The organism is Olleya namhaensis (genome assembly GCF_900114005.1).
Lineage (GTDB): Bacteria > Bacteroidota > Bacteroidia > Flavobacteriales > Flavobacteriaceae > Olleya > Olleya namhaensis.
The window spans coordinates 110,048-135,099 of record NZ_FORM01000006.1; the positions used below are offsets into that span (position 1 = coordinate 110,048).

The following is a 25,052-nucleotide window of genomic DNA, read 5'->3' on the forward strand; positions in this document are numbered from 1 at the left end:
GTGTTTTGAAATGGTATATAAATAGCGGGTTAATCTTGTGGTTTATAATTAAAAAGAATAGCTGTATTACTTGTAATTTGTAATCGCATGATCTTGTTGTTTTAATTGTACATGACAAAATTAGATTTTAGGATGCTGCGCTTTATCACTGAAATTAATGATATCCATAAATACTTAATTGTAGACTCTGGGTATTCAGCAGATTTTAAAACACAAAAAAACACGCTATATTAGCGTGCTTTAGATTGTATTTCTTTTATTTTTATGGTGTTACAACCACTCGGTTTTAATTCCCATTTCTATAAACTCATTATAAGCTTTCTCTTTTGCATAGCATAATGTTACCGTTTTTAAATTAGGAAACTGTTTTACGTCTTCAGTACTTTCAATATCCCAAAACGTTACTGCTCCACCAGAAAAAGGTGCTAGATTCATATAAATATCATTCCCACCATCTTGATAGATTTCAGTTAGTTCTGAAGCCAAACGCAACGGTATTGGCAAGTCTTTAAAATACTGTTCTGCTTCTGGAATAGGATCATAACCTTCCGCGTCAATATCTATCTTTCGTGGTTGGTACCAATTCGCAAATTCGTAAAGATCAAACTTAGGTAACAACACTTCTTTTTCGTACATCAGCGTTTCAATAACAGATAATTTAAATCCAAAATCGGTAAAATGGAGCATTGCTTCATCCAACGGTTTTATAGTGTATTTATCTTTAGGAATTCCTTCTCCTCTGGTATAGGATTGGTATGGACTAATTTCGATAGCACTTATAGCATCGTCATTAACATCAAACCAAGCACTAATATTATTTAAGACCAAAGCGCCGCCATCATCGCCATCAAACAACTCGACACGCTCATTTTTGTGACTGTTGTAATATTTAGAAATGTCTTCATCTTTAAAATAAAACGTCCCAGAAAATATACTTTTTGGACTAAAATCGTAAGCTTCAGGTTCTAACTCTAAAGTCAAAGAATCTACCAACTCACCATTTTCAGAATAAGCTATAATCCCTAAATCGTCCCAAGTAAACAAGGTGTTGTTTTTGGTGTTAGTCTGTCTAAAATTAGCCTTAAGACAATCTTTTAAACTGTTTATAGCGACCGGGAATGTTATAGAAACCGCATTAATTTCAAAACTAGTTGGTGTTAATCGTAATGTTATCATACCTGTATTTTAAGTACGACAAAGATACTTACTACGGTATAAAATCTAGTCGTTGTTTTCCGTGATATTATAATTATTTAAGGGTATTTATTATCTGAAAAACAAAAAATCACCCTTTTCAGGGATAAAAAAACCTAATGTTAATTGGAACTTTGTTGTAAACTAATTATTCAACTCGTTTTTGATACCGAAACCATGGTATTGCTAATAAAGAACAACAAATAATGTCAGTGATTTTTAAAACAAAAATAGACGCCACAATAAACACAAATGCTTTAAATCCGAGTGAAGCAAAAGCATTAGCGACCACTTTAGAATTATTAAACTATCAAGATACGGAAACCTATACACGCACAAAAAACAGCTTAACCAACCAATCAACAACCCCTGTTTTTACAAATGCATTGGCTCAAAAACTATACTACCATCCTGAGATTTATGCAGATCAAACTCAGGGATTAGAATTTGTAGCCTCTTGGTTTCCTTTGGTAGACAATGCTTATTATCCTGATAAAAAAAGTAGCGAACTGTTGGTTACTTTTTTAAAATTCAGCTTAAGCTTATTTACTTCTAATACTATTACAGAACAGCTAAAAACTCGTGTTTTTGATGTTATAAAACTTTTAGTACACAGTCCGTCTGCTGCTTCTGTTCCGCTCACGCAATTTTTAATAGATACTGTGTTTGATACTAGAGACAGTAACAGCTCCGCGTTTATAGTAAAACAGTGTTTAAAACATGATATTTTAAACGGACTTTACTACGTTTGTGATAAAAATCAAACGTATACAGCACATTATTTTACTATACAGCAGTCCTTTGTTAACCATTTTCAAGAGGGTAATTGGGAAGCATTAATAACCAAAATCCACAATATTATTCCAGTTGGAAAACCACAAAAACCGGGTGCTTACAATTTAGTTGCAGCTTGGTTTAGCTTTGATTTAGCACAATTTTACGTGACTAATTTAGAGTTTACCACAGCTGCATTGCGTGCCATTAAAGAACGCTTTTTATTTATTGAAGACCACTGCACTGCCTTATTACACATTAAAACCACTGAAGGTTTGTATCCATTAATTAAGACTTTAGGTAGTAAAACATGGGATTCTGGTGATGTTTTAGTGTTTAGTACGCTTGATACACACATCCCACAATCTCAAGTAGATGCATGTTATTTAAGATTCTTAGATTGGTTAACAGTAGATGGTAGTAGTAATTTTTATACCGAAGCGTTTAAAGACCACGGAAACACTATTTTAAGTAACAGTAACACTGCAACGCTTCCTGCGGAATGTATTCCGTTTTGGTTTGAAAAGTGTCATCCAAAAACGGGTGTTGTCAGTCAAACTGAAGCTTATAATACTCTATTCTATAAATTACTAATTGAAAACACAAAACATACGCTACCAACTTTACGATTGGATCATAGTGACTTTCAAATTACTGGCGAATTTCTAATTACAACCGTATTTCAGATTCAACATAATTTAAAAGCGTGGCTGGAACCTTTTAAAACATCAGGAATAGAAAATCCTTTAAATCAGTTTTTAGTCCTTGCCTTTTATGATGCTAGAGAAGCTTTATTAACGCTATATAACGAAGCCGATTGTGAGGTCTTACAAACCTATGCTCTAGCATTAGCGCACACTGCAACAGAAGCTTCAGACACTATAAAAACCAATAATCTACCATTATTAGTTAGTATTTTAAGCACATTGTGTGTCCAATCAGGAAACTATACGCGCGTAAACGAGATTTGGGCGCTTAAAAATATTGATCCTGTTATAATAGACCAATGTAATACGTTTGCGCAATCGCATTATATAAATATAGAAACGCCATTACACCTTAATGTCATACAAGCGTGGTATAACTTTTTGGGTGATTATTATTACAGTCTAACCACAGAAGCTGTTTGGGTGTCTGACATGTTAAAAACGCAAGGTTTACGCACAGGACTTTATTTTAATAGTCTTGAAGATGATACAACGTTCTTTTTAAACAAAGCCATTAATCGTATTGTGCATTTTCATAAAAAAAGCAAGCAAAAACAAGTTCAAAATAGCGTTTTTACTATGATTGCCTCGCAAATTGAAACCTACCTAGCTGATGTTCTTGAAATATTAAAAAAAGATAAACTAGACCAAAATACAGTGCAGTTTTTACAGAATTATAGCTGTGATGAAACCTTTGGATTTAAAAATAACACGACTTTAAGTACTATAATTCAAAGTTGTTATAGCTTTCACTTTAAGGAAGCTCCAACACCAGAAATTAATATACTTCGGGAACATGGCCAGTTATCGAAAATAGACACAAAAGACATCCCAATAGACCAAACAACCATTACAACAGTATTACACAATTTAGAACATTATAAAACGGAAGGCGTTTGCGAAACTACCCTTTTGCAAGTTTTACACACCAAAATAGATGCTTTAAAATCGTGGTTATCGCAAAATGATTCAGGTATAGAAACCCAATATATACAAGCATTATACATGACATTACTAGATCCAGATTTAGCACCAGAAACACCATTAGAAACCTATGGTAACTTATGTAGACAGTTATTTGTACAATTAGCCAAAGGTTCCGATATGGCTATGTCCTACGCTTTGGGGTTAAAAGCTATGGCACATTCTGGAGCCTATGCTGATCCTTTAAAAACGACTCTATTACAAGTTGTAACCGATTTAAATACGTAGATAATGACAGCAGATATAACACCACAAATACAAGAGCAATTAAATTTATCGGCTTTGCTACTTAAAAAAAATTATAATACTGCAGACCTCAGCACTTGGTCTGGTTTTAATAGTGAAGACCAAATGCAAGTCAAACAAGCCAAAAGGCTTTTAAAACTGAATGGCATTACCTCGGGTTTGCATTTACGCAATAGCTTACAACGTTACCAAAGTGGACAAATGGTGTCTCATACTTTTTCTAAATTGGCAGCCGAATTTAGAATGGATACCACCACATCGTTTGATGCCAAATATAATGCGCAAGAACACCCAAGACTTAAACACAACTATAAAATGGTATGGAAATACCGTTTCACTTTAAAAGAGCACCTATTAATTGGGTATGAGTTATCCTACTACATTTATCTGATGCGCTTAGCAACAGTCGTTGGCTTTATAGGTACAGATGAGTTACTACTGCGCATGGAAGATGCTAATGAGACTATTAAATCGACTTTTTCTAGTTGGGGAGCATTCCATCGTAATGTGTGTTTGGGAGACGAATTTGTTTTGGGTGCCACAGAGCAAGACAATAGCAAATTTCCAGGCTCTAAAACCCTTTGGGAGCACTACCAACGTCTTTATGTAAAACATGCCGATTGGTTTAAAACATGGAACAAATGATGATAACAAGAAAAGACCTGATACAACATATTACGCGAGCAGAGCAACTGTATGCAGCCAATCTATATTCCCAATTAGCGTCTCATATTACTGCAGTTCAAGAACATTTTGAACTACTTGAAGAAACAGATTACGCAAGGTTTTACCGCATTGTCATGTTGTACATCTGCGCTTTTGAAGACGTAAATATGCCAGTTATGGAATCGTATTTAGAAGCTTTAGAAAGTATTGGTGAAGTCGAAGCTTCAGATTACGAATTGATTTGTAGTTACTACACCCAATGCGATGCGTCTGTATACAAAAAAGCAGTAGTCGCTTTTCCGTATAACGATACCTTACATCTGCATTATGCTTTAAAATTGCAACACGACAAACGTTATGCTGATGCTATTTTAATTTTAGAATACATTTTAGAATGTTATCCTGCCTTAACCGAAGTTCGGTTTTTACTACATGACATACAAACTGCACAATTACTAAAGTTATGCACTTCTGAGGAAGCTGCCCATTATAACGACGTATTAGCACTAGCTTCAGCAACACACAATCTAGACGCCTTAACAGGATTAGAAATGGATCCACGTTTAGATCCAAAAAGTAAAACCTTAATCCACATTCAACTGTCTATTTGGAATAGCAAATCTGTAGAGATTGCGCAACGTTGGCAAACGGAATGGAAGCTATTGGATTTAACACCAACCACACGCTACTTGTTAGCAGATTATGCCCAATCGTTTATGCGTTATGATTTGGTAGCACAAATTTTAAGAGCGCCAAAAACACCAGAATTCCCCGAGGACAATTTTAGGACGTTTGACCAGTATAAAGTCTACATGCAAGATTTAGCAAACTCAGGTTGGCAATTGGCACAACACCATTATTTACTTGTTGGTAATTCGGCTTATTATCATACTGGAGATGACAACATTTTTAATATTTGTGTCACACAAGGTTTAGCACAAAACCCTAAAAACCCCTTATTATTAGTCTTAAAAGCTAAATATTTTTATTCAAAAGAAGACTATAATCAAACAGGTGCCGCATATCATGAAGCCTTTAAAAATGGGTTACGCTTAAGCGAATATCTATTTTATCTTCTAGAAGTTAATAACCGTATTAAAAGCTGGCAAGGTATTTTAGACATTGTAAAGCAATTCCACAAAGGACAAACCCCAACACTAAAAACCTTATTTTTTCAAGCTCGTGCCTTAGTTAATTTACAACAACACGATGCAGCGCTTGAGGTTATAAATGAAGCGCTTGAGGATTTTCCACACCCAGCACATTCCTACGCACCTTGGTTGTATAATATGCGTATGGAATATCATAGAAAAAACTATAATTACGACGCTTTTTTAGAAGATTTACATAAAGAAGTTGGCTTTTACAAAACGGGTGATAACGATTATTGCCAAACTATAAATTGTGGTGTCGAAGCCCTTTTTGAAAAGGAAGATTATGAAGAATGTTATAACTACGCCATTTATAATCATGAACAAGGCAAATTATATCCTCACCTCTATCCTGTGTTTCAATGGATATGTTTTTATGAATTTGCGCTTCAAAAACCAGATGATTTAGAAGATGTGACTACAGCCGACTTGGTAACCGAACCATCAACATTTATCGACTACAGAAACAATGGCTTAATCTATTGGATTTTAGGAGACAAAGTCGCTGGTGCCGATGCTTTACAACAAGCTGCCAATTTAGCTACCAATAAAGCCTTATACTTAAGATTAGCGATAGCTTGTGCTAACGAAGGGTTTAATTACGATAAAAGTGAAATCCTTTGTGAAATTTTCAAAACAGAAACTCCCGAAGCCCGAAACTGGAGAACAGATTATGACTACGGTCAAATAATATTAGACAAAGACAATTATCAAGAAGCCTACAAGGTGTTTTCAGAATTATTACAAAGCTATCCAAAAACCTCTTTTTATGCTTTCCCTAGAGCTTTTAATAATATGTTTGCTAGCGTTTTTAGAGATTGCTCCAAAGGTATTGGTAATATATCGGCGTTTCATAAGTACACAGCGCTGCATTTAAGCAATGACAATCCTAGTGTATTTATAGCAAAAGAAGAACAAACCTATGCGGATCAGCATTATACAAACGACTTATTTTTAAGACATAATTTATTAGAATATGCTAGTAGATTAGAATGCGGACTTACAGACGTCGAAAAAGAAGCATTATTACAAATCAAAACAACAATAAGCGCCACTTATTTTGTCTAAACCTCTTAAATTTACGTTTTTTTTATAAATGACACGATTCTTAAAACAGACCTTACTCACGCTACTCCTATTTTTAGGGTTCCATGTCGTGGTAATAGCTCAAAACTCTAATAATACCCCATTAATAGACTCGCTATCCGTAGTCTATGGTAAAAACCTATACACCAATCCTATTGTCGCTAAAAAAGCTGCTGAAGAGTGGTTGAAAGAAAGTAAACGTTTAGATATCGATCTTCAAACGGTTAGAGCGCTTTATGCTTTAGGGAATTTAGGAAACATCTCTGGAGACTATAAAAGTGCCATTAGTAAAACTACAGAAGCCATTGCTTTATTAAAAAAACTAAACCTTGAAAGTGGCTTGGCTGCCTGTTACAATATACTGGCTTTAGGCTATAAAAACCTGGGCGAATATCCTAAGGCTATGGATAGTTTTATGATGTGCTTAAGTTTTGCTGAGGCCAATGATAATAAAATGCAAGAGGCCAATGCGTATCAAAATATAGCAACCTTGTATGTGCTACAAAAGGACTTTACAAAAGCAACTGAAAACTTAGATCGTGCTGCTAACTTGTATCGCGAGTTAGGAAATGACGATGGTGTGTTGACTACCCTATTCAATTTTGCAAATATTTTAAAAGAACAAGATAAATTTGACGACGCTAGAAAGCATTATAAAACCGTGCTAGGTTACCGCGAAAAAGAAGGTAACAAAGCAGTTATAGCCTATATAAATATTAACCTTTCGCAAATGCTTGTGGAAGAAGAACGTTGCGAAGAAGCCATAGTCGCTTTAAAAAAGACGTTGACCTTATTAAAAGCACTTAAGTTTAATTCTGATATTGCTATTGTGCTTAACGATTTAGGTTTGTGTAACAGTAAATTGGGACGTACCAAGGATGCTATTAACTATTTCCAGGAAGCCTTAGCCATAGGCGAAACACAATCGTTGTTAAGTTATAAGTCTGATATTTATAAAAACTTAGCACAATTATATCAAGAAGCAGACGATTATGAGAATGCTCTAAAATACTACCAAAAAGGAGTAACGACTGTCGCCGAACAAAACTCTCTTGATAAAGAAAAGTACGTTGCTAAAATCCAAGAACGGTATGAAACACAGTTAAAAGAAACACGTATTGCATTATTAGAAAAAGAACAAAAATTAAGTGATGCCGAGTTACAAAAAGCAGAACTGACTTTAAAACGTCAACGCTTTGTTAGAAATGCTTTTATTGGTGGCTTTGTATTGGTTTTAATTACACTAATTGTTTTAAGACTGTTTTACATCCAACGCTTACGCGTACAAAAGGAATTAAACCTGCAGCAAGAAGAAAATGCAAAACAGAAAATTAATCAAATGATTCAAGATCATAAATTATCTGTTATCGAGCGTTATCAAGAAGGTCAAGACGAAGAGCGTGCTAGATTAGCACGTGACATACATGATGGTATTGGAAGTGATTTGGCGGGTATAAAATTAGCATTTGAGCATTATTCTGAAAAACATGAAGATGCCTCTCAGGCCAAACGTATTGGAGAAGCCATAGACAATGCCTGTTTTGACATCCGTAGCTTATCGCATCAATTACATCCGTTATCGTTTTCTAAAATAGGCTTTACTAGTTTTTTAAACGATTTTGTAGATCAGATTACTAACAACACAACGTTAACCATTCAAACCTTTATCTTTCCGGAAGAAGACATTGACAAGCTACCAGAAGACCTATTAGCGGATGCTTACCGAATTGTGCAAGAGTTAATAAACAACATTATTAAACACGCCCAAGCAACAGAAGCAGACGTCCAATTAACAAAGCATGACGCCTATTTAAACATTGTTGTGCATGATAATGGAAAAGGGTTTAAAACCAATAAAAAACAAGGAATAGGACTCCGTAATATTAAAGAGCGCTTACAAAAAGTTCAAGGGACTTTAGATATAGATAGTGGCTCTGGAAACGGAACGTCAATTACCATAGATATTCCTATAAACTAAATCATTTTGAAGAAAACAAACATCATTATAGCAGACGACCACTTAATGTTTTTAGAGGGCATTAACACCATATTGAGTGATATGGAAGAAATTGGTGAAGTCCATTTAGCTACCGAAGGGAAACAAGTGATTAGATTACTAAATCAATTTGAAATTGGTTTAATTATTAGCGATATTAATATGCCAAAAATGGATGGTATTGAGTTGCTTACTGAAATCAAGAAAAAACACAGCAGCGTAAAAATTATTATGCTAAGCATGCTTGATAACCACAGAACGGTACATAAAGTAATACAAAAAGGAGCGGATGGTTTTGTGCCTAAGTTTACTAGTAAAGACGAATTACAAAAAGCTGTTAGAACAGTACTTGGTGACGAACAGTATTTTTCTGAAATTATAAAACAGCGTTATATGGAAAGTGTTTTTGAACGCAAAAAGTATAAAAACATTGAGCTATCACCACGAGAAAAAGAAGTCTTAGCGCTTTTAGCTGAAGAGTTAACCTCTAAAGAAATTTCAGGAAAATTATTTATTTCTGTTAATACTGTAGAAACGCACCGTAAAAACATTTTACTAAAAACGGGATCTAAAACCACGACTGGTGCTGTAAAATATGCAATCGAATCTGGGTTATTCGATTAATTACAACGTTTAAAGTAATTGCATTGGCTTCATTTGGAAACGCGCCCAAAAATACAGGGTTGCATTACCATGCCAAAACACCTTCTGTTTGGAGGGCGTCCTTTAATTGTACTAGGGTTTCGTCGTAAGACAATGTATCATAATTAGACGTGAGTAAATCGCCTTTATAAATATGATGTGTTTCAAAATCAAAATACGTTACATACACACCTTTTAAGGGGTTTTGCCATTTGGTGTTTCCGCCATTAACAATGGTTGTGTCACTAAGATAATGCACCCAAGCGGCTCTTGACAATGTGGTTTTATCCAAGAAAATCTTTTGTGCGTTATAAATTTTAAAGTTAGGTTGTGACTGCCTTAAATACTGGTTTACCTTTTTTAAAATAGAAGTTTCCACCGTTTTTAGACCTGATGCTTTTTCCGATAACATAAAAAAGACGCTATGCCATTTACTATCAAACACCTCCAGTGGCACTTCCAGAAACCCATCGGGATGCTCAGGTGTTTTTATAACAATGGCAATATCCGTGTAGATGCCCAAATCTTCATAAAAATAATTTAAACGCACTATAAAACGTTTTATTAATTCCTGTAAGGCGTCCGGCTCTAAATTGGCCTCTAAAATCAAGTCAATAGTATTAGTATTAAATGTTATTGTGGGACATTCGGTTTTAAACAGGCGCTTTATGGCTTGTCTGCTATCGTAACGTTTTGTGGCTGCCAAATAGCGCGCATTAATCGTGTTTTGTTCCGTGTTTCCGCTAGTTACAGCATTGTCTTCTAAAATGGTTTTTAGATTAATATGACAATAAAATTCGATTTCAGGAGTATCCGTATTATATAACAAGACGGTAAACATATTAGGATCCATGTTTCCGCTATTAAAAAAGCGCTTTAACCATTTATAGCTAACCTCATCCTGATACTTAATCTTTAAATACGCCTCTAAATTAGTGGTGGCGTGTTGCTTTGAAATGCCACCCACTAGTCGCGTAAAATTTGCAACTAGCAGCACGATAACCAACAGACAAATCCCTAATATAATTGCAATTTTCATAGTCCTTTATTTATACAATAAAATTAGACTTATTTAAAAGTGGGCGCCTCACGGAATTCAGTGAGATTTAACATTCACTTAAATGAGGTGTTTTATTTATGTGGTGTTAAAATACCTTTGAACTATCAATAACATTTAAAATAGGTATCATGGGATTAAAAGAAAGAAAAGCAGCAAAATCTATTGAAGATCAATATTTAGCAGATTACCAAAAAGAAATTAATGACATCGTGGGTAAACCTGTTCCTGTAACTATTAACTGGGATACGTTTGATATCGATTCTATTAAATTTGTACCAAGTGTGTGTTTACAACGTCTTACAGATGGTTTAAAAGAAGTTTGTAATGATGCTATGGGTAAGGAAGCTGTGCAGGAAGGGATTAATACTATTGAAGTATTTTGTATCCCTAACGAAGGTGCAGAAGACAACAAAGCACTTACATTAGACGCTGGTGTCTTTAGTTTAACAGCGTGTTGGGGCGGACACCACAGTGGCTATTATACGGATTTAGTAATTCGCGATTACTTAGAAAACACGTTATAAACGTACTAACCGTATTTGAATTAAAAAAAGGAAAACCCTATCGTTTTCCTTTTTTTTATGCCTTTTATGTTCCGCTTTTTTTAGTCGTACTGTTGCTACTATTAACACTACTTATAATGCAAAGGTTACGCTGACTTTAGCGCACGAAAAAGCCCTTAAGCAGCCACGCTTAAAGGCTAATTCTAACAATCTAAATTAGCTATTAACTTAATGGTATACTGTTATAAACCACGCCTTTTAAAATAGTATTAAAATAGGCTTCGTTTAATTGTGTGTTATACTCCGTAAACGATTGACTACATCCTGTTGCTACTGCCTCTTCAAAAACAAGCTCAATAGTTGGTTGGTCACTATTGTCATGATAGATTTTAAGACTACCAGACCACTTTCCTGGTTGGTTAGATATCCATTGGATAAATAAAGGATCTATAGCCTCTTTTATACCTCCAGAAAGATTAACCTCAATAGGCATACGGTCTTGCTCCTCTTGATAGTAATGTGTCGAAAAATTATAATCACACTGACTTAGTGCAAATAGTTTTTCTGTAGTGTTATCTTTTCTGATTAGTAATTCTATTTTGGTATTATTATCTGATGTTTCCATAGTTGAATTTATTATTGATTATATACTATTATGTTGCAGGATTAACTACAAACATGCTTCGATTAGTTCTTGTAATTGGTGCGCAGACGCTACACTTTTTAAACTTTTAGATACATCTAAAGTTATGGACAAGGTTCCGGCTGCTAAGCTTACCGCATTTGTTGTATCTAAATTAAATTGAATTGTAGATACCGACTCTGTAAACGCTGCTTTGGATAAGTTATCCTTCGCGATATTAGCCATCGTATCTTTTAGTAAGGTTATGGCATTATGTGCGTAGTATTTTTGGTTATCATTAGGGGTGTCCTGATAACTATAAGTTACAGCAATCTGTTTGTTTAAGGTTGCTTTTAGGTCTAGCGCCACACTATTCATTTCTTTTTTAAGTTGAAGCATGGTTGGTATTTTACCTGCTGGTGGCGTAAACGCGATGGTTCCGTCTGATAACAGGTAAGCATAACTTTCTATATTACGAATGGAAACCGAAGCGATGCTACTAGATTGTAAGTACTGTAATTGGGCTTTACGATCGTATAATTCGCATAGCAAAATCACTCCTTTTGTACTATCATAGTTTACAAAAATACCAGACGCGCTGCTAGTATGCGTGGTAATGGTTACCATTGGCATATTAGGTTTGTCTTGATGTCTTTCTTTATCTGCTATCTGTTGTAGTAGTGTTACCACCTCACTAATATCTAGTGCAGGCAATTGTAACATTGTTTTATAATCCATAAGTCTATCTATTTGCTTAGATCACAAAATTGATATATTATGTATGAAGTTTAGTAACGGTTTTCAGTGATATTTATAAGTCGTTAAAAAACAACGCCCATTATCCAACACATGGTATTAATAGTAGGGTTTTAAACTAGTATAAATGGGGTTAAAAATTAATTAATCACCTCTTGCTGTGCGCCTTGTCTAAAACAACGCTCCTCGCCTAGATATAACGGATTACCGTGTTTCTCTGACCAAAACCCGTCTAAAAGGTCTTGAGTAATGCATTTATATACCACAACGCCTTTATAAATAGCATCGTCATCACCAATGTAATTAAAATTAATAACCAAAATATTATCCTTAAAAAACCCAGTCCCTAACTGTTCTTGACTGTTGTTAATGGTCCACTTGGCATTAATCCTATTGTTATGGTCTAATGTTAACTCTAGTGTACCTTTATAGGTTGCTGCTTCCTGGTCTTGGTTCCTTCCTGTTATGTTGTATGTTCCTGGTAGTTGGGTTAGTTGCATTTTGGGTGTTTAGATATTATTCAAAAGTAAAAAATATAACCTTTATTATTCTTAAAGAACCAATAACAAACTCTTCTAAATTACCACACGCCTCTATACATTTAATTGTTATCTAAAATATAAACTATGAAAAACAAAAAACGCCAAACAAAATTTGCTTGACGTCTTGATAATTAAATAAAACAAATACTTATTATTCTTCTCTAGAATGATGGTATTCATCATTATTCGAATTTAATTGATTTGCATGATTGTCATTGTCTGACTGAATTTGGTCTTCATTTCTGTGATCTCTCATAATAATTGAATTTTTAAATTAATAATTAAGTGGTTTTATATTATTTGTTTTTTTTAGGTTGAATTTTCTTTTTTACCGCACGGTCAACTCTCTCAATAAACAAATCACCCCCTTTATCTTTTGTAGTTTTTTTGTCTATTGCTTTTTTGATTCTTTTTACTCATAATTATTTGTTTAAAAAAATTAATATTTCAAGTTTAAAATAGATGGCCATCGTATAGTTTACTTGCTTTGTTTTTCAAATGTAACTTTACTCCTAATCACATTTTCTAATATGTGATAGACAAGCTATATTTGGGTTATTGCCTCGTGTTTTCGGGCTATTAAAACTTACTTTTTAATCCAGTAGAAAATCTAAAACATTATTCCATTTTAAAAATGCATCAGTACCAAAATGAATATGTTTCCCTTCAAATTTATCTACGCCATAATTTTTAGTATCATCAATAATAAAATCTCCTTTTACCAAGTTTTTATTATGAGTTAATATCAATCTTTTATTAGCCTCCAAACCCAAATGCTTTTCAACCCATAAGCGTTTTTCCATCCAACAATGCGGATTACTCCAAACTGGTGTTGATACAATGTAACACTCATACTTAGCGCTCAAAGCTTTAAAAGCATTTACAGCACCTTCCAAAGGTTTATTATTCAAGAAAAAACCTTCCTTATTTTTATTTTCGCTAAAAGGTCCGTCTCCTAGTTGCACTAAAACACCGTCCATGTCTATTAATACTATCTTTTTCATACTATTATATTTTACTGATTATTAAATAATTTTGTTCTCTATTTTGTGCGTAATATTCTTGAAGCTCACAATAAAAACAAGTGATTAGCGTGTTATTATCTATTTTAATGAATAGCTCTTTATTTACTTTAATATTTACCTTTTTTAAAACTTTCCTACTCACTATAAGGAGTGTATTAGTTTTATTTGTCTCTACATTTTTTAAGATAGATCTTAATACACTATCCTTTATTGTTCTATCCCATTGTCGGTAGGCAAAATGTTCTGTTTTACAAAAACCTGCAATATTATTGCCCATAAGTCAGCTCCTCCTTTCTTAAATCTTGGTTCTTATCATTACTCCAATCATAAACTCCCCCTCTATCTAAAAACTTTTCCAAATCATAATTCATAGTTTTTAAAGCTTCTTGGACACCTACTTCTAAAATTGGTTTACTATAATTATGAGTCCCTTCTGCATTATCAAAAAAGCGGCCTGCAGGATCAACCATCACATAACTTCCTTTAATCTCATCATTAGATTCTGGTACAATAGTTTTTACATCTTCATGTGTAGTTAAAAAATAATTATACTCTGCTGTTGTTATTTTAAACTTATCAATTTTAATATCATTTTGACCCTCAATAGGTAATACTTGTAATACTTTCCAACGTTGCGGATTAGCGTATTCTATAAATTCTGTTAAGTTGTCTTTATAGTTTACTTTATTAACCACAGTGTTAATCTTTAAACCATAACCATACATTTTAATAGTATCCACTAAATCATAATAAAATGCTTTGCTTAATGGTGTTTTTCCTGTAATTGCGCGACCTATTTTAATATTATTTTCATCTTCTAAACTATCTATACTTACAGCAATCCAATCTAAATAGGCTGTGTTAGCTTTTAAAAATGCGTCCGTTAATTTACTACCATTGGTTACAATCATAGTAGTCATTCCCAATTGCTTTGCCTTTTTAATTAAACTTGGTAACCACTTACATAATAAAGGCTCTCCTCCTGCAAATGTTATTTTTTCAAAACCTGCTGCTGCAATATTTTCTACTACTTGTAAAGCTTCCGCTTCGGGCAAATGTCCTTTTGGCACAACATCCCTTACTACATCTTCAAAAGTTGCAAAACAAAATTCACAACGCATATTGCATGCTTTCCATAAATGAAAATTGATACTTGGAATTGCAACTACAGCATTACACTCTTGATAATGTTTAATTATTTGTTGAGACACTTCTTTAGCTGTAAAACCATCTGTATTAATAACTAAATCATAGTTATTATCGTTTGTAAAATCAACATTGTAGCGCTCTAAAAAACGTGTTCTCATAGCGTCATTTCTTAACTTAATTGCTTGTGGACTTGTTACCTCATCTACTCTATTTCCCGAGCTTATTCTATCTGATGCATTTTGGTCTGATGCTTTTAATAGTACATTAAAAGCATTGCCTATAAAATGAAATCCAAGTCTATAATCAATAATTATATTGTCTTTACTATTGCATTCTGCTTTAAATTTATCGTCAATTATGTGGTCTAATTCTGGATGATTATTACAATGTTTTTGAAATTGATTAATAGTCATTCCATACGTTTCCATTGCAAATGTTCTAGTATAATTTCCAACAGATATAAATTCAAATTTTAATTGGTCTTCAATTAGTTTTCCTACTGTAGATTTTCCTGTTCCTGCAAATCCGCTTAATGTTATTTTGTTTTTCATTGGTTTAAGTTTAATGGTTAGTTAATCCTCGCCTTTCTAAAAAAGACGAGGTATTATTAATAATTACTTTTTAGAATTCTGATTTGGATTTAACTGCTTACCTCTATTACCATGCACTTTACTATTTGCAGCATTAGTTCCAGAAGTTCCATTGTTTGAATTTGCTTGATTTGACTTGTGATTGTTTTGTTTTGAATTACTCATTTTTTTAGGTTTTAATTAGATTTTTAAAAGTTCAGCACCATGCTAAACCCTTATTATTACTGTAAAGATGCAGATGATTACAATTAAATTTTCTAATTTGTGATAGACAGACTATATTTGGGATATCGCCCCGTTTTTTTGGGATATAAAAAAATGAATCTCAAAAAAAACAACCTTTTAATCAACCAACCACCAAAACCTACTCCGCTTTTATGGATTACTTTTTAGATTTTATCCAACAATACAGACCTATTGAAGTCCTGCTTTTTATATTTATCCTTTTACTTATTAGAAACTGGTATAACCTGTATAGAAAGCGTGTCTTTAGAAAAAGGAATAAACAGTTGACAGCACAATTAGAAGCGCAACAACTGGGCGTCTCTAAATTTGACGAACAACTTAGAAAAGCACAATCTTTAGAAAGAAAACTAACCAAAAAGAATAATGAAATCTTTCAGTTAGAACAGCAGATAGAAGATTACATGAAAAAATTCTATTCGTCTTTAAGTCAAAAAGAAAAGGAAATAGCGCAACATAAAGAAGCTATAAATCATCAAAAAAGAGCGTATGACCAATTTGTAAACTATAAAAATGTAGAAGCTAACAACACTAGACTTGGTGCACATTTTATTAAAAATGTAATCAGTCAAATTTATGTTGACATGGAAGAAACTGATAATAGCTACAAATCGTTTTTAGGGATTAATTATAAAATGGGTGGTAATAAAAATAAAATCCCTCCAATAAAAGCCTTAAAAAACATCTTTAAATTATTAGACTATAACGTATCTGCTTTAAATAAAGAAAACACCTCTTTAGAAGAAGAATTAGAACATATTACTATGTTTTTAGACCTTATCAAGTATCTTAAACCTAATACAAACATCCAGTTTGATAATAGTTTAAAACAAGATCAAAAAGAAAACATAAAAATAAAACCGACCTTATTTTTCCCGTTTGTTGAAAACGCATTAAAACACGGTAGCTTAAACGAAACGGACTCTTTTATTAGTATTGTTTTAAAAGAAAACAAGAACAAACAACTCAGCTATTGTTTAGTAAATAGTGCAGAACAACGTTTAGACTTCGACACTCAGGTTGCTGAGTCCTCAAATTTTGGCTTAAACGCTTTACAGCAATTACTTACTGCCTATTACCCAAATAGTAAATTAGAACACAAATCATTACCAAACAATCAATATTTGTCAGAACTAACCTTAAGCTTAAATTAAATGATACGTTATATACTAGTGGACGATCAACCTAAAACTTTAAAATACGTTAAGGCTAAAATAGATACTCTACCCAAAGACTATGAACTAAAACATGTAGAAAGTTATGACAGTTCTAAAAAAGCGTATGAAAATATAAATAAAGATGACTTTGATTTACTTATAGTCGATTTTGACATGCCTGTTTATAATGGTATTGAGTTAGCGCAAAAAATTGGTGATAATAAAAAAATCATTTTTTTAACAGGAGAAACTGAAAAAGAAAAACAAGTCATTAATAGTTTGGATATTTCAGGATACTTAAGTAAACCTTTTGATATTGAAGAATTTGAAACTATTTTAAAAAATAAGATAATTGGCAAAATAAACAAAAATAATACCTTTAAAAAAGGAGAACGATTATCTATTGCAATTGGTGTTAATCAAGACATAGGTTTTTGCCCTGACGAAACTTGTTACATTTCAACATCACGAAACATAAAAAAATATCAATCCAACAAAAACTGTGTTCATTTTTTTGGTGAGCACGACGACGTTACTGTTACTAATGTTCGAATTAGTATTAACGAGCTTTCTAAAAAGCTAGAACCTTACGGTTTTGAAAAAATAAACCAAAGTACTATTGTTAATCTATCTAAAATTGATAAAAGAAATAACAAAGAACTTACTTTACTGGGAAGCGAAGAGGAATTTACTATTGGAGATAATGAAAAAAAAGGAATAGTCTCTAGAATAAGAACGCTGTTTGGTGTTTAGTAAATACCTTTAAAGCTCAAATTACTTCCGTTTCAACGCATCTAACGTTTTACCGTTTTTATCTTTCCAAGACGTCCAACCATTTGCTGCTCTTGCTAATATTATTGCTGCTGCTCCACTTGGTGAATTACATTTTTATTTGTTATGTCATTGCGAGGCACGAAGCAATCTGTTTGTTGTTTCGATTAGCATCATGAGACTGCTTCGTCCTAGTTTGCCACGTTGTTCCTCCTCGCAACAAGCCTCATAATGACGTTACAACTCATCAAACAAATCCGTCCATTCTGGATTTACACTTTCTATTAAAGCTATTTTCTGAGCTCTGCTTCCTCCTTTTAACTGCTTTTCTCTTGCTATTGCATCTCCAATCATTTGATGTGCTTCGTGATATACCAGTTTATCTAAATTGTATCTGGCTGTAAATGATTTTAAATCGTGTTTTTCTTTATGTTGCAGTATACGTTTTTTTAAATATGCAGTAACACCAACATATAAAGTGGTGTTGTTTTTATTAGTAAGCATGTAAATATAACCTGGTTTCATATTGTATAAGTCATTGCGAGAACTTTAGTCGAAGCAATCTGTTGATTGTAACCGTTAGCATTATGAGACTGCTTCGTACCTCGCAGTGACAGTATTATTCGTGTTTTGTTATGACAATTTACTTCCGTTTCAATGCATCTAACGTTATACCGTTTTTATCTTTCCAAGACGTCCAACCACTTGCATTAACCCTAAAACTACAGCTGCCAAATTATGGATACTAGTTGGTGAACCGTCTATGAGAAATATTTATATGCTTTGAGGTTTAGACAATGTTTTAATAAAGTTTAAATTACTTCTTAAATAATATTTTTTTATCAATCTAAAACCATCTCAAAAAACCCAATTACTTTAAAATCCTCAATCCCATCCTCAGAAAGTACTATCTCTTCAAAAGATGTATCAATTGATTGCGGCTTTAAAACTATGGATTGATGACTCCATGAATCTTCATTGTAAGACTTGCTACTTGAATATTCTTTAACTGTATATCCTGAACCGAAATCATAATCTTGAATATCAGTTGATTGCGCTAATACTATTCTGCCATTTCTAGATCCACCTCTATATTTTTTAAATAAACAAATAGAACCATTAGGTATTATTTTATTCATTGATTCTCCTACTACTTTACAAGCAAAATAATCGTCAGAAAAACGGATATATTCCGGTAATTGTATCCATTCACTAGCATCTACATTTTGCAACTCACTAAACGCTCCCGCTGCAACTTGTATATTATAAAAAGGAACACTATTTTCGAATTGAATATCTCTAATATCTAATTTTACTATTTCTTCTTCAACATTAGATTTATGAGGCATTATAAAAGAAGACAAATAATCTCTTAAATCTTTATCACAAGCATAAACATAAGTCCCTTTTATACCCCTTAGCATTATCGTTTTATAAATATTTAATATAAATACTTTTAACTCACTTGGATCTTTAATCGATTGCTTTCCGTTTGCATCAAAATAGTTTTCTTCTTTTATGACAATCTCTCCTTTCTCTTTCGAATAAGATATTTCATTACCAAAAATTACTCCTGTATAATTTAAATCGTATCCCTGTGTCGTGTGTATACAGCCAACCTCATCTATGGCATTTGGAGAATTAACCCAATCTATATTAGTTGAATTCCATCTTAACTTTGAATTTTCAATTTCAATATCTAAAAGACTATCATCCTTATTTGAAATCCATTTCCAAGAATAACCAGCAATCATTCTAGACAAACCAACTTCTTCATTTCTCAATTTAACCTCTTTAATGAAAGAGTCTATGTTATCAAATAAAACAAAATCGTAATTTTTATTATTATAAATATCTTGATTAATATCTAAGTTACATTTAAGCAAATCATCAACATATTTAACATAGGAATTCCCTCCTTTTACTCTAAATTGAGATTCTAAATATTCGATTTTTGTATCTTTTCTATTTTTAAGATTATCAAAATCTTCTTTTAAAACATCCGAAGGTTTAATAGATTGGCCTTCATCATAAAACAATATTGCTTTTGAGCTTTGTAAAGCAACCCAAGCTAATTCATTCCCTACAAACTTATCTAAATCGAGCTTAGCATTTATCTTATCGAATGCTCCAAAATATGCTCCTAAATTAACTCTACGCCTTAGTCTATGTGATTCATCAACAATAACTACATCATAATGTGATTTAGCAAGCTGAGCTGGGCCAATTACCATACTCGATTTTAAACCTTTAACGTTTTTAAATACTTTCTGTAAAGTCTTTCTAAGAGATGACATTGGAACAACTAAAGCCATTTTAGGATTTGGAAATCTTTGTTTTAACTTATCTATTTTAAATTTTAATTCTATTTCATCATTTCCAAAATCTCTAAAATTAAAATCTGAATTATCCGAATTGAGTAACTTAAACAAGAAAATAGCTAAGATTGTTTTTCCTGTTCCTGCACCTCCTTCTATTATTGTATTATGAACAGTATTATCTAATAAATTATCAATAATTAAATAAAGGCCTTTTTTCTGTTCTTCTGTAAGACTCTTGTATGGTGAATATTTAAATAAATCTGAATTGTCAATATGACTTAAGGAGTGTCTGGCAATACCATCTTTTCTAAGACCATTCCAAACGTCTTTAAAGACATTCCAATACACTTCCTGTTTTTGATAATAATTATGATTTGCTATACCAAGATTTCCATTTAACAATTTGTATTGTCCATCTCCAGAAATATACTTAATTAAAAGTGATTCAATATCTAATGTTACAGACTTATTGAATGAAGAGCTGCTTATTATTCTAAACGTTTTTAGTTTGTTTTTTTTATTGTTCTTTAAATGAGTCTTTAACCTATTAATAGCATCTGTTGTTTCTCCAACATATGCTTCTTTTACATTGTCATCGTTAAGCAAGTAAACAATTGGCCAAAGATTATTAGCATAGTAGTTATCTAATGAATCTATGCTAGTTACATCAAAATCATGGCTTTCAATTTTAAAAGCCTCATTTCCAATCATAGTTGATTATATTTTTTAGCTGAACCTTTAGACTTTTCAACGGGATACTTTTCTCCATTAAGTTTAATTTTATCCTTAATAATAGTCGCAACGTCTAAATCATGCTTTTCTGCTAAAAGAAGTGCGTATGAGAAAATATCGGCTAATTCTTCTTTTACCTTAGTTTTATCTACATCCTCATTAGACTTCCATAAAAACAGCTCATTTAATTCAGCTGCTTCTATAGAAATAGCTAAAGCTAAATCTTTAGAATTATGAAATTGTTTCCAATCTCTCTCATCTCTGAAATTGATTAATAAATTGGTTATTGTTTTAAAATCACTCATCTGATATTCAAATAAATTATTAAAGGGAGAGGTTAAATATAGAACCTTTTTCACGAATGAAATGGGTAAATAATCGTAAAATCTATTTATAACTACTAATGTATTGTAATACAATGAAACAATTAATCTTAACAGAAAAAACAATTCCTTTTATTCGTTTTTTTTAATGTTTACATTTTCGTCCCATTTCATTACAGGCTTCAAACAATAAATCCAAATCATAGCAATTACTGGTAATACAAAACCAAAAAAGCCCCATCCGCCAGTATCTCTATTTAACTCTTTTGCTTTGTTTACGCATACTAATACCCCAATAACTCTAAGTATTAATTGTATAAAAATCGCTCCTTCATTCATAATTATAAATTTATTTAAGGTTAATATTTAATTCTTTTATAGCTCTTTGCTTTAATTCTGTTAGTTTATTAAAGTCTCTCTTATATTTAGAAATTTCTTGAAAAATGTCTTCTGCAATATTTTGTTTATCTGTGTTTATAAAGCGATCAGGGTGACACACTCTACTTAGTTTTTTATATAAATCTTTGGATCCACTTATACTATTCATAAGATTTGCCATATCTACCTCTCCTTTTTTGGCATTATTTAAACTGTTTTTAGAGATATCTCCAAACTTTAAATTGCGCTGCTTTTTCTTTAATTTTATTAGCAAAAAAAGTATTACTAAAAATTGGACTAAAGCAACCCAAAACCATATTGATATTGACATGGACGTTGCTTCTGTATTCACTAATACATCTGGTACTACAACATCTTGCTTTGCTTGTAATAAAATATTTTTCATAGTCTTTAATTTATAAATCCTCCAATATTAGCATGTTCTTTTAAAGCCCATTTGGCACCATTAAAACCCTGATTAGCATGCACTTCTAAAGTATCCCATCCCAGAGAAATCATTTTTCGTGTTAATGTTTCGTTATCTAAAACAACTCTTCCAATTTCAATTAGTTCGCTTTTTTGTAAAGTCCTACCAGAAAGTGCTTTTATTCTAAAACCCCCTCCTCTCCATTTAGAAAAAGCATGTTTGTAACTACTATCTCCTGTAGTAATTTTAGCCTCCAATAACGTTGGAGCAACACCTGCAACAAATGAGAATTTTGCTGCTTTATTAAAATCTTTAACTAATCGGTAACGCTCAGCAACTTCGCCAAACCACTCCGTAACTTCCATAATTTTATGCCACATAGTGTATCTTTATTTGATTAAATTCTGTATTAAGTCTTTAATTATTAATATTCTTTTACGATCTCTGGATAATGATAAATACCATTGTTTACAATCCACTTACAAACTTAAACGCTACCAACTTGTATTTTTTACGGGAATCCTCATTTGAGACAAATAAATATTTAGAATCAAAAAATATTGCACAGTTTTTGCTCGTTTTATAAACTAATCTTTATGATTTTTTTATTTAAAAAAGGCTAAACTGAATGTGGAAAATATTATAAAAAAATAAAGCCTTGCTCTGGTTACGCAAGGCTTTTGTAGTGTATAAATCTAATTGATTAATAGCATTGATTTATAGCACTGTTTTATTCTGTAAACTCTACTATTTGTCCTGAGACGATCACTTTATATTTATTTACAAATAAAAAGCCTGATGTTTTAACCTCTACAATCTCGTTTACTACTGTTCTAGCAGCGCCTTCCATACCTGCTGACTTAAGCATTTTTGCTTTAGCTTCTGCAATTAATCCGTTTTTAGCTAATCCTCCAATGCCAAAAATATAGGTGGCTTGCGCTTCGCCTTTAACGATTTGCACGACTTTAAAATTCTTTTTAGTTAGCACAACTTCGGTTGTGTTTTGGTTGTAGTTTTTTGGTAAACCATAATGGGTTGCACAACTGGATAGAAACAATGTCATTACGAGTAATAAGAAAGTCATTTTTTTCATAAATAAATATTTGATTTTTTAATAACCTACTCCTTTTTATAGTCTGTTTTCGGCTTATTCTGACTTGAAGCGTCAAACATACCGTGTTAAAAAAAGAAAACCTTACGGTTTCCCGTAAGGCTTATAGATTGTATTATTTTATTTATGATTTACAGGTCTTTATCTTGTTAGACAAAGCCCTTTTTTTTTATTGTTTTCCTGACAAGTAGTTGTGTTTACGTTATAAACCAACTGGTACTATTACCACCGACGCTTGCCCCGCGTTAAGGATGGAAATGGCATCCTTTTTTACGTAAGTTGGTGGTGTTGTGAAGCATGAGCAACGCCCAAACCAACTAGTAAAAAAGATATAATGGACAGCCTGACGCACGTTTGCTACCAAAAGCAAACGTGGGTAACGCCCAAAACAATTAATCCCAGAATTGCTCTATCTCCTCTAGTGTTTTTCCTTTTGTTTCTGGTATAAATTTATAGGTTACGTATACGATTACTAGTATAAAGGCTATGAATATAAAGTATGGCAATGACCCGTTCCATGGGGCACTATTATTAGTCTCGCTACCCATAACCATTGGAAAGGATTGTGATACCACATAGTTTGCTGCCCATTGTGCCGCAACTGCTACGGACATGGCTACACTACGGATTTTGTTTGGAAACATTTCTGATAATAAGACCCAAACGACTGGTCCCATAGATAGTGCAAACGAGGCAATAAAGATTAGCACGCCTATTAATGACAGCATCCCAACGCTTTCTTGTTGCAGTGTTACGCCTAATAATAAAAACCCGACGATCATCCCTATTGATCCAATGTATAATAATGGTTTACGTCCAAATTTATCTACTGTAAACATGGCTACAAACGTAAATACTAGATTGACAAAGGCTAATAGTATTTGTTGTGCTAGGACGTCTTCTTTTCCAAATCCTAAGGCTTTCTCGAAAATATCTGCGCCATAATACATGACTGCATTGATCCCTGTAAATTGTTGTAACATAGATAATACGGTACCTATGGCGATGATAGCTAATATGGCTTTTGAGAAATAACTGACTTTTACGCCTGCGTCTACTTGGTTTAACGATTGTTTGATTTGTAGTAGTTCTTTTGAAGCGATATCGGCTTCGTTAATTTTTTCTAGTACCACTAAGGCTTCGTCGTCTTTTCCTTTTAAGGCCAACCAACGTGGGCTTTTTGGTACAAAAAATAATAGGACTAAAAATAAGCCACTTGGTATTAATTCTGACCAGAACATACGACGCCATCCAAATGCGATATTCTCTGTTTGTGTTAGGTTGTTACCAATATAATAGGTGGCTAAAAACACCACAAAAAACCCGATAACTATGGCTAACTGGTAATAGGTTACCATACGCCCGCGGATGTTTGATGGTGCGATTTCGGCAATATACATGGGTGCGTTCATGGACGCGACTCCAATACCTAATCCTCCTAAAATTCTGAAAAAGACTAACATGCTTACCGACTGCGGAAACATTTCTGGTAAGCCTGATCCGTAAGCGGATAATGTAAATAGTAAAGCTGATATTATTAAAGACCATTTTCTACCAATTTTAATGCTTAAAGGTCCTGCTATGATGGCTCCGAAAAAACATCCTAAAAGAGCACTTCCTACGACCCAACCTTTTAAGGCTGCGCTTAAATTAAAATGCTCTGTTAAGTAAAATTGTGCTCCGTTTATGACTCCTGTGTCATATCCAAATAGTAAACCTCCTAATGCCGAAACTGCAGCTATTAAAAGTAAAAAAACGCCTTTTTTCATGTTGTTTAGTTTTTAGTTAGTACATCAATATACCAATTATAATGTGTGGGGTTTGTCAAAAATGTGCCCTGTATGGTTTTTGTATAGGTGTATTGTTGTCTTTTTTGAGCTATACTTGACAAACCAC

24 protein-coding genes and 1 pseudogene are annotated in these 25,052 nt (G+C 32.8%); 8 read left to right on the forward strand and 17 right to left on the reverse strand.

The features are described 5' to 3' along the window. Positions 1-270 precede the first annotated feature (270 nt). Complete coding sequence (locus BMZ09_RS10590) at positions 271-1,176, reverse strand: DUF6892 domain-containing protein (RefSeq protein ID WP_090840335.1); 906 nt, start codon at positions 1,174-1,176, stop codon at positions 271-273. Positions 1,177-1,400: 224 nt separating this feature from the next. Between BMZ09_RS10590 and BMZ09_RS10595 the strand changes: the two genes are divergently transcribed. The 5 genes from BMZ09_RS10595 to BMZ09_RS10615 are packed head-to-tail and all read left to right on the forward strand — an operon-like array spanning position 1,401 to position 9,428. Continuing rightward, positions 1,401-3,887, forward strand: coding sequence for a hypothetical protein (locus BMZ09_RS10595; RefSeq protein WP_090840337.1), 2,487 nt, complete (start codon positions 1,401-1,403; stop codon positions 3,885-3,887). 3 nt (positions 3,888-3,890) lie between these two features. Then, positions 3,891-4,550 carry a DUF1266 domain-containing protein gene (locus BMZ09_RS10600; RefSeq protein ID WP_090840339.1) on the forward strand — a complete coding sequence of 220 codons (660 nt, stop codon included), beginning with the start codon at positions 3,891-3,893 and terminating at the stop codon, positions 4,548-4,550. Further along, positions 4,547-6,790 (forward strand): tetratricopeptide repeat protein, encoded by a 2,244-nt coding sequence (locus tag BMZ09_RS10605; protein ID WP_143067814.1) that lies wholly within the window; start codon positions 4,547-4,549, stop codon positions 6,788-6,790. Before BMZ09_RS10600 ends, BMZ09_RS10605 begins: the two co-directional genes overlap by 4 nt. A 28-nt stretch (positions 6,791-6,818) precedes the next feature. Continuing rightward, a complete protein-coding gene (locus BMZ09_RS10610; RefSeq protein ID WP_245741132.1) occupies positions 6,819-8,786 on the forward strand; it encodes a tetratricopeptide repeat-containing sensor histidine kinase in 1,968 nt (655 codons plus the stop codon). Positions 8,787-8,792: 6 nt separating this feature from the next. After that, positions 8,793-9,428: a response regulator transcription factor gene (locus tag BMZ09_RS10615; RefSeq protein WP_090840346.1), complete on the forward strand. Its 636-nt coding sequence runs from the start codon at positions 8,793-8,795 to the stop codon at positions 9,426-9,428. Between the two features lie 64 nt (positions 9,429-9,492). Here the strand turns inward: BMZ09_RS10615 and BMZ09_RS10620 are convergent, their stop codons facing one another. Further along, positions 9,493-10,485, reverse strand: coding sequence for a hypothetical protein (locus tag BMZ09_RS10620; protein ID WP_090840349.1), 993 nt, complete (start codon positions 10,483-10,485; stop codon positions 9,493-9,495). Positions 10,486-10,634: 149 nt separating this feature from the next. Between BMZ09_RS10620 and BMZ09_RS10625 the strand changes: the two genes are divergently transcribed. Continuing rightward, positions 10,635-11,030, forward strand: coding sequence for a hypothetical protein (locus tag BMZ09_RS10625; protein WP_090840351.1), 396 nt, complete (start codon positions 10,635-10,637; stop codon positions 11,028-11,030). 202 nt (positions 11,031-11,232) lie between these two features. Here the strand turns inward: BMZ09_RS10625 and tssD are convergent, their stop codons facing one another. The 6 genes from tssD to BMZ09_RS16185 all read right to left on the reverse strand — a co-directional run bounded on the left by tssD (position 11,233) and on the right by BMZ09_RS16185 (position 15,858). Next, a complete protein-coding gene (tssD, locus tag BMZ09_RS10630; protein WP_090840353.1) occupies positions 11,233-11,634 on the reverse strand; it encodes a type VI secretion system tube protein TssD in 402 nt (133 codons plus the stop codon). Between the two features lie 45 nt (positions 11,635-11,679). After that, positions 11,680-12,369 carry a hypothetical protein gene (locus BMZ09_RS10635; RefSeq protein WP_090840354.1) on the reverse strand — a complete coding sequence of 230 codons (690 nt, stop codon included), beginning with the start codon at positions 12,367-12,369 and terminating at the stop codon, positions 11,680-11,682. Positions 12,370-12,527: 158 nt separating this feature from the next. Beyond that, positions 12,528-12,887 (reverse strand): hypothetical protein, encoded by a 360-nt coding sequence (locus BMZ09_RS10640; protein ID WP_090840356.1) that lies wholly within the window; start codon positions 12,885-12,887, stop codon positions 12,528-12,530. A 635-nt stretch (positions 12,888-13,522) separates the two neighbouring features. Continuing rightward, a complete protein-coding gene (locus BMZ09_RS10645) occupies positions 13,523-13,933 on the reverse strand; it encodes a 5' nucleotidase, NT5C type (RefSeq protein ID WP_090840357.1) in 411 nt (136 codons plus the stop codon). A 287-nt stretch (positions 13,934-14,220) separates the two neighbouring features. Beyond that, positions 14,221-15,654 (reverse strand): viperin family antiviral radical SAM protein, encoded by a 1,434-nt coding sequence (locus BMZ09_RS10655; RefSeq protein WP_090840361.1) that lies wholly within the window; start codon positions 15,652-15,654, stop codon positions 14,221-14,223. Between the two features lie 63 nt (positions 15,655-15,717). Then, complete coding sequence (locus BMZ09_RS16185; RefSeq protein WP_177183529.1) at positions 15,718-15,858, reverse strand: hypothetical protein; 141 nt, start codon at positions 15,856-15,858, stop codon at positions 15,718-15,720. 212 nt (positions 15,859-16,070) lie between these two features. Between BMZ09_RS16185 and BMZ09_RS10660 the strand changes: the two genes are divergently transcribed. After that, entirely contained in the window at positions 16,071-17,090 is a 1,020-nt protein-coding gene (locus tag BMZ09_RS10660) for a hypothetical protein (protein ID WP_090840363.1), read from the forward strand. Further along, on the forward strand, positions 17,091-17,846 hold the full coding sequence (locus BMZ09_RS10665; RefSeq protein ID WP_090840366.1) for a LytR/AlgR family response regulator transcription factor: 756 nt from the start codon (positions 17,091-17,093) through the stop codon (positions 17,844-17,846). A 21-nt stretch (positions 17,847-17,867) separates the two neighbouring features. Here the strand turns inward: BMZ09_RS10665 and BMZ09_RS10670 are convergent. The 9 genes and pseudogenes from BMZ09_RS10670 to BMZ09_RS10710 form a co-directional block, all read right to left on the reverse strand. Then, positions 17,868-17,966 (reverse strand): annotated as a pseudogene (locus tag BMZ09_RS10670) (DUF4357 domain-containing protein); the annotation flags it as partial. Between the two features lie 135 nt (positions 17,967-18,101). Then, positions 18,102-18,389, reverse strand: coding sequence for a GIY-YIG nuclease family protein (locus BMZ09_RS10675; protein ID WP_090840368.1), 288 nt, complete (start codon positions 18,387-18,389; stop codon positions 18,102-18,104). Positions 18,390-18,706: 317 nt separating this feature from the next. Further along, on the reverse strand, positions 18,707-20,896 hold the full coding sequence (locus BMZ09_RS10680; RefSeq protein ID WP_090840370.1) for a DNA/RNA helicase domain-containing protein: 2,190 nt from the start codon (positions 20,894-20,896) through the stop codon (positions 18,707-18,709). After that, positions 20,893-21,276 carry a nucleotide pyrophosphohydrolase gene (locus BMZ09_RS10685; protein WP_245741133.1) on the reverse strand — a complete coding sequence of 128 codons (384 nt, stop codon included), beginning with the start codon at positions 21,274-21,276 and terminating at the stop codon, positions 20,893-20,895. Before BMZ09_RS10685 ends, BMZ09_RS10680 begins: the two co-directional genes overlap by 4 nt. Positions 21,277-21,372: 96 nt before the next feature. After that, complete coding sequence (locus tag BMZ09_RS10690) at positions 21,373-21,579, reverse strand: hypothetical protein (protein WP_090840375.1); 207 nt, start codon at positions 21,577-21,579, stop codon at positions 21,373-21,375. Positions 21,580-21,589: 10 nt separating this feature from the next. Next, a complete protein-coding gene (locus tag BMZ09_RS10695) occupies positions 21,590-22,024 on the reverse strand; it encodes a J domain-containing protein (RefSeq protein ID WP_090840377.1) in 435 nt (144 codons plus the stop codon). Between the two features lie 5 nt (positions 22,025-22,029). Further along, on the reverse strand, positions 22,030-22,425 hold the full coding sequence (locus tag BMZ09_RS10700; RefSeq protein ID WP_090840379.1) for a hypothetical protein: 396 nt from the start codon (positions 22,423-22,425) through the stop codon (positions 22,030-22,032). Between the two features lie 350 nt (positions 22,426-22,775). After that, a complete protein-coding gene (locus BMZ09_RS10705; RefSeq protein WP_090840383.1) occupies positions 22,776-23,138 on the reverse strand; it encodes a DUF6567 family protein in 363 nt (120 codons plus the stop codon). 410 nt (positions 23,139-23,548) lie between these two features. Then, positions 23,549-24,925, reverse strand: a complete 1,377-nt coding sequence (locus BMZ09_RS10710; RefSeq protein WP_090840386.1) for a sugar porter family MFS transporter — start codon at positions 24,923-24,925, stop codon at positions 23,549-23,551. Between the last annotated feature and the right edge of the window lie 127 nt (positions 24,926-25,052).

Bases quoted from the DNA above. Each gene is read 5' to 3' on its own strand.
- BMZ09_RS10590 (WP_090840335.1), bottom strand. From the start codon at position 1,176: ATGATAACATTACGATTAACACCAACTAGTTTTGAAATTAATGCGGTT.
- BMZ09_RS10595 (WP_090840337.1), top strand. From the start codon at position 1,401: ATGTCAGTGATTTTTAAAACAAAAATAGACGCCACAATAAACACAAAT.
- BMZ09_RS10600 (WP_090840339.1), top strand. From the start codon at position 3,891: ATGACAGCAGATATAACACCACAAATACAAGAGCAATTAAATTTATCG.
- BMZ09_RS10605 (WP_143067814.1), top strand. From the start codon at position 4,547: ATGATGATAACAAGAAAAGACCTGATACAACATATTACGCGAGCAGAG.
- BMZ09_RS10610 (WP_245741132.1), top strand. From the start codon at position 6,819: ATGACACGATTCTTAAAACAGACCTTACTCACGCTACTCCTATTTTTA.
- BMZ09_RS10620 (WP_090840349.1), bottom strand. From the start codon at position 10,485: ATGAAAATTGCAATTATATTAGGGATTTGTCTGTTGGTTATCGTGCTG.
- BMZ09_RS10625 (WP_090840351.1), top strand. From the start codon at position 10,635: ATGGGATTAAAAGAAAGAAAAGCAGCAAAATCTATTGAAGATCAATAT.
- tssD (WP_090840353.1), bottom strand. From the start codon at position 11,634: ATGGAAACATCAGATAATAATACCAAAATAGAATTACTAATCAGAAAA.
- BMZ09_RS10635 (WP_090840354.1), bottom strand. From the start codon at position 12,369: ATGGATTATAAAACAATGTTACAATTGCCTGCACTAGATATTAGTGAG.
- BMZ09_RS10640 (WP_090840356.1), bottom strand. From the start codon at position 12,887: ATGCAACTAACCCAACTACCAGGAACATACAACATAACAGGAAGGAAC.
- BMZ09_RS10645 (WP_090840357.1), bottom strand. From the start codon at position 13,933: ATGAAAAAGATAGTATTAATAGACATGGACGGTGTTTTAGTGCAACTA.
- BMZ09_RS10655 (WP_090840361.1), bottom strand. From the start codon at position 15,654: ATGAAAAACAAAATAACATTAAGCGGATTTGCAGGAACAGGAAAATCT.
- BMZ09_RS16185 (WP_177183529.1), bottom strand. From the start codon at position 15,858: ATGAGTAATTCAAAACAAAACAATCACAAGTCAAATCAAGCAAATTCA.
- BMZ09_RS10660 (WP_090840363.1), top strand. From the start codon at position 16,071: ATGGATTACTTTTTAGATTTTATCCAACAATACAGACCTATTGAAGTC.
- BMZ09_RS10665 (WP_090840366.1), top strand. From the start codon at position 17,091: ATGATACGTTATATACTAGTGGACGATCAACCTAAAACTTTAAAATAC.
- BMZ09_RS10675 (WP_090840368.1), bottom strand. From the start codon at position 18,389: ATGAAACCAGGTTATATTTACATGCTTACTAATAAAAACAACACCACT.
- BMZ09_RS10680 (WP_090840370.1), bottom strand. From the start codon at position 20,896: ATGATTGGAAATGAGGCTTTTAAAATTGAAAGCCATGATTTTGATGTA.
- BMZ09_RS10690 (WP_090840375.1), bottom strand. From the start codon at position 21,579: ATGAATGAAGGAGCGATTTTTATACAATTAATACTTAGAGTTATTGGG.
- BMZ09_RS10695 (WP_090840377.1), bottom strand. From the start codon at position 22,024: ATGAAAAATATTTTATTACAAGCAAAGCAAGATGTTGTAGTACCAGAT.
- BMZ09_RS10700 (WP_090840379.1), bottom strand. From the start codon at position 22,425: ATGTGGCATAAAATTATGGAAGTTACGGAGTGGTTTGGCGAAGTTGCT.
- BMZ09_RS10705 (WP_090840383.1), bottom strand. From the start codon at position 23,138: ATGAAAAAAATGACTTTCTTATTACTCGTAATGACATTGTTTCTATCC.
- BMZ09_RS10710 (WP_090840386.1), bottom strand. From the start codon at position 24,925: ATGAAAAAAGGCGTTTTTTTACTTTTAATAGCTGCAGTTTCGGCATTA.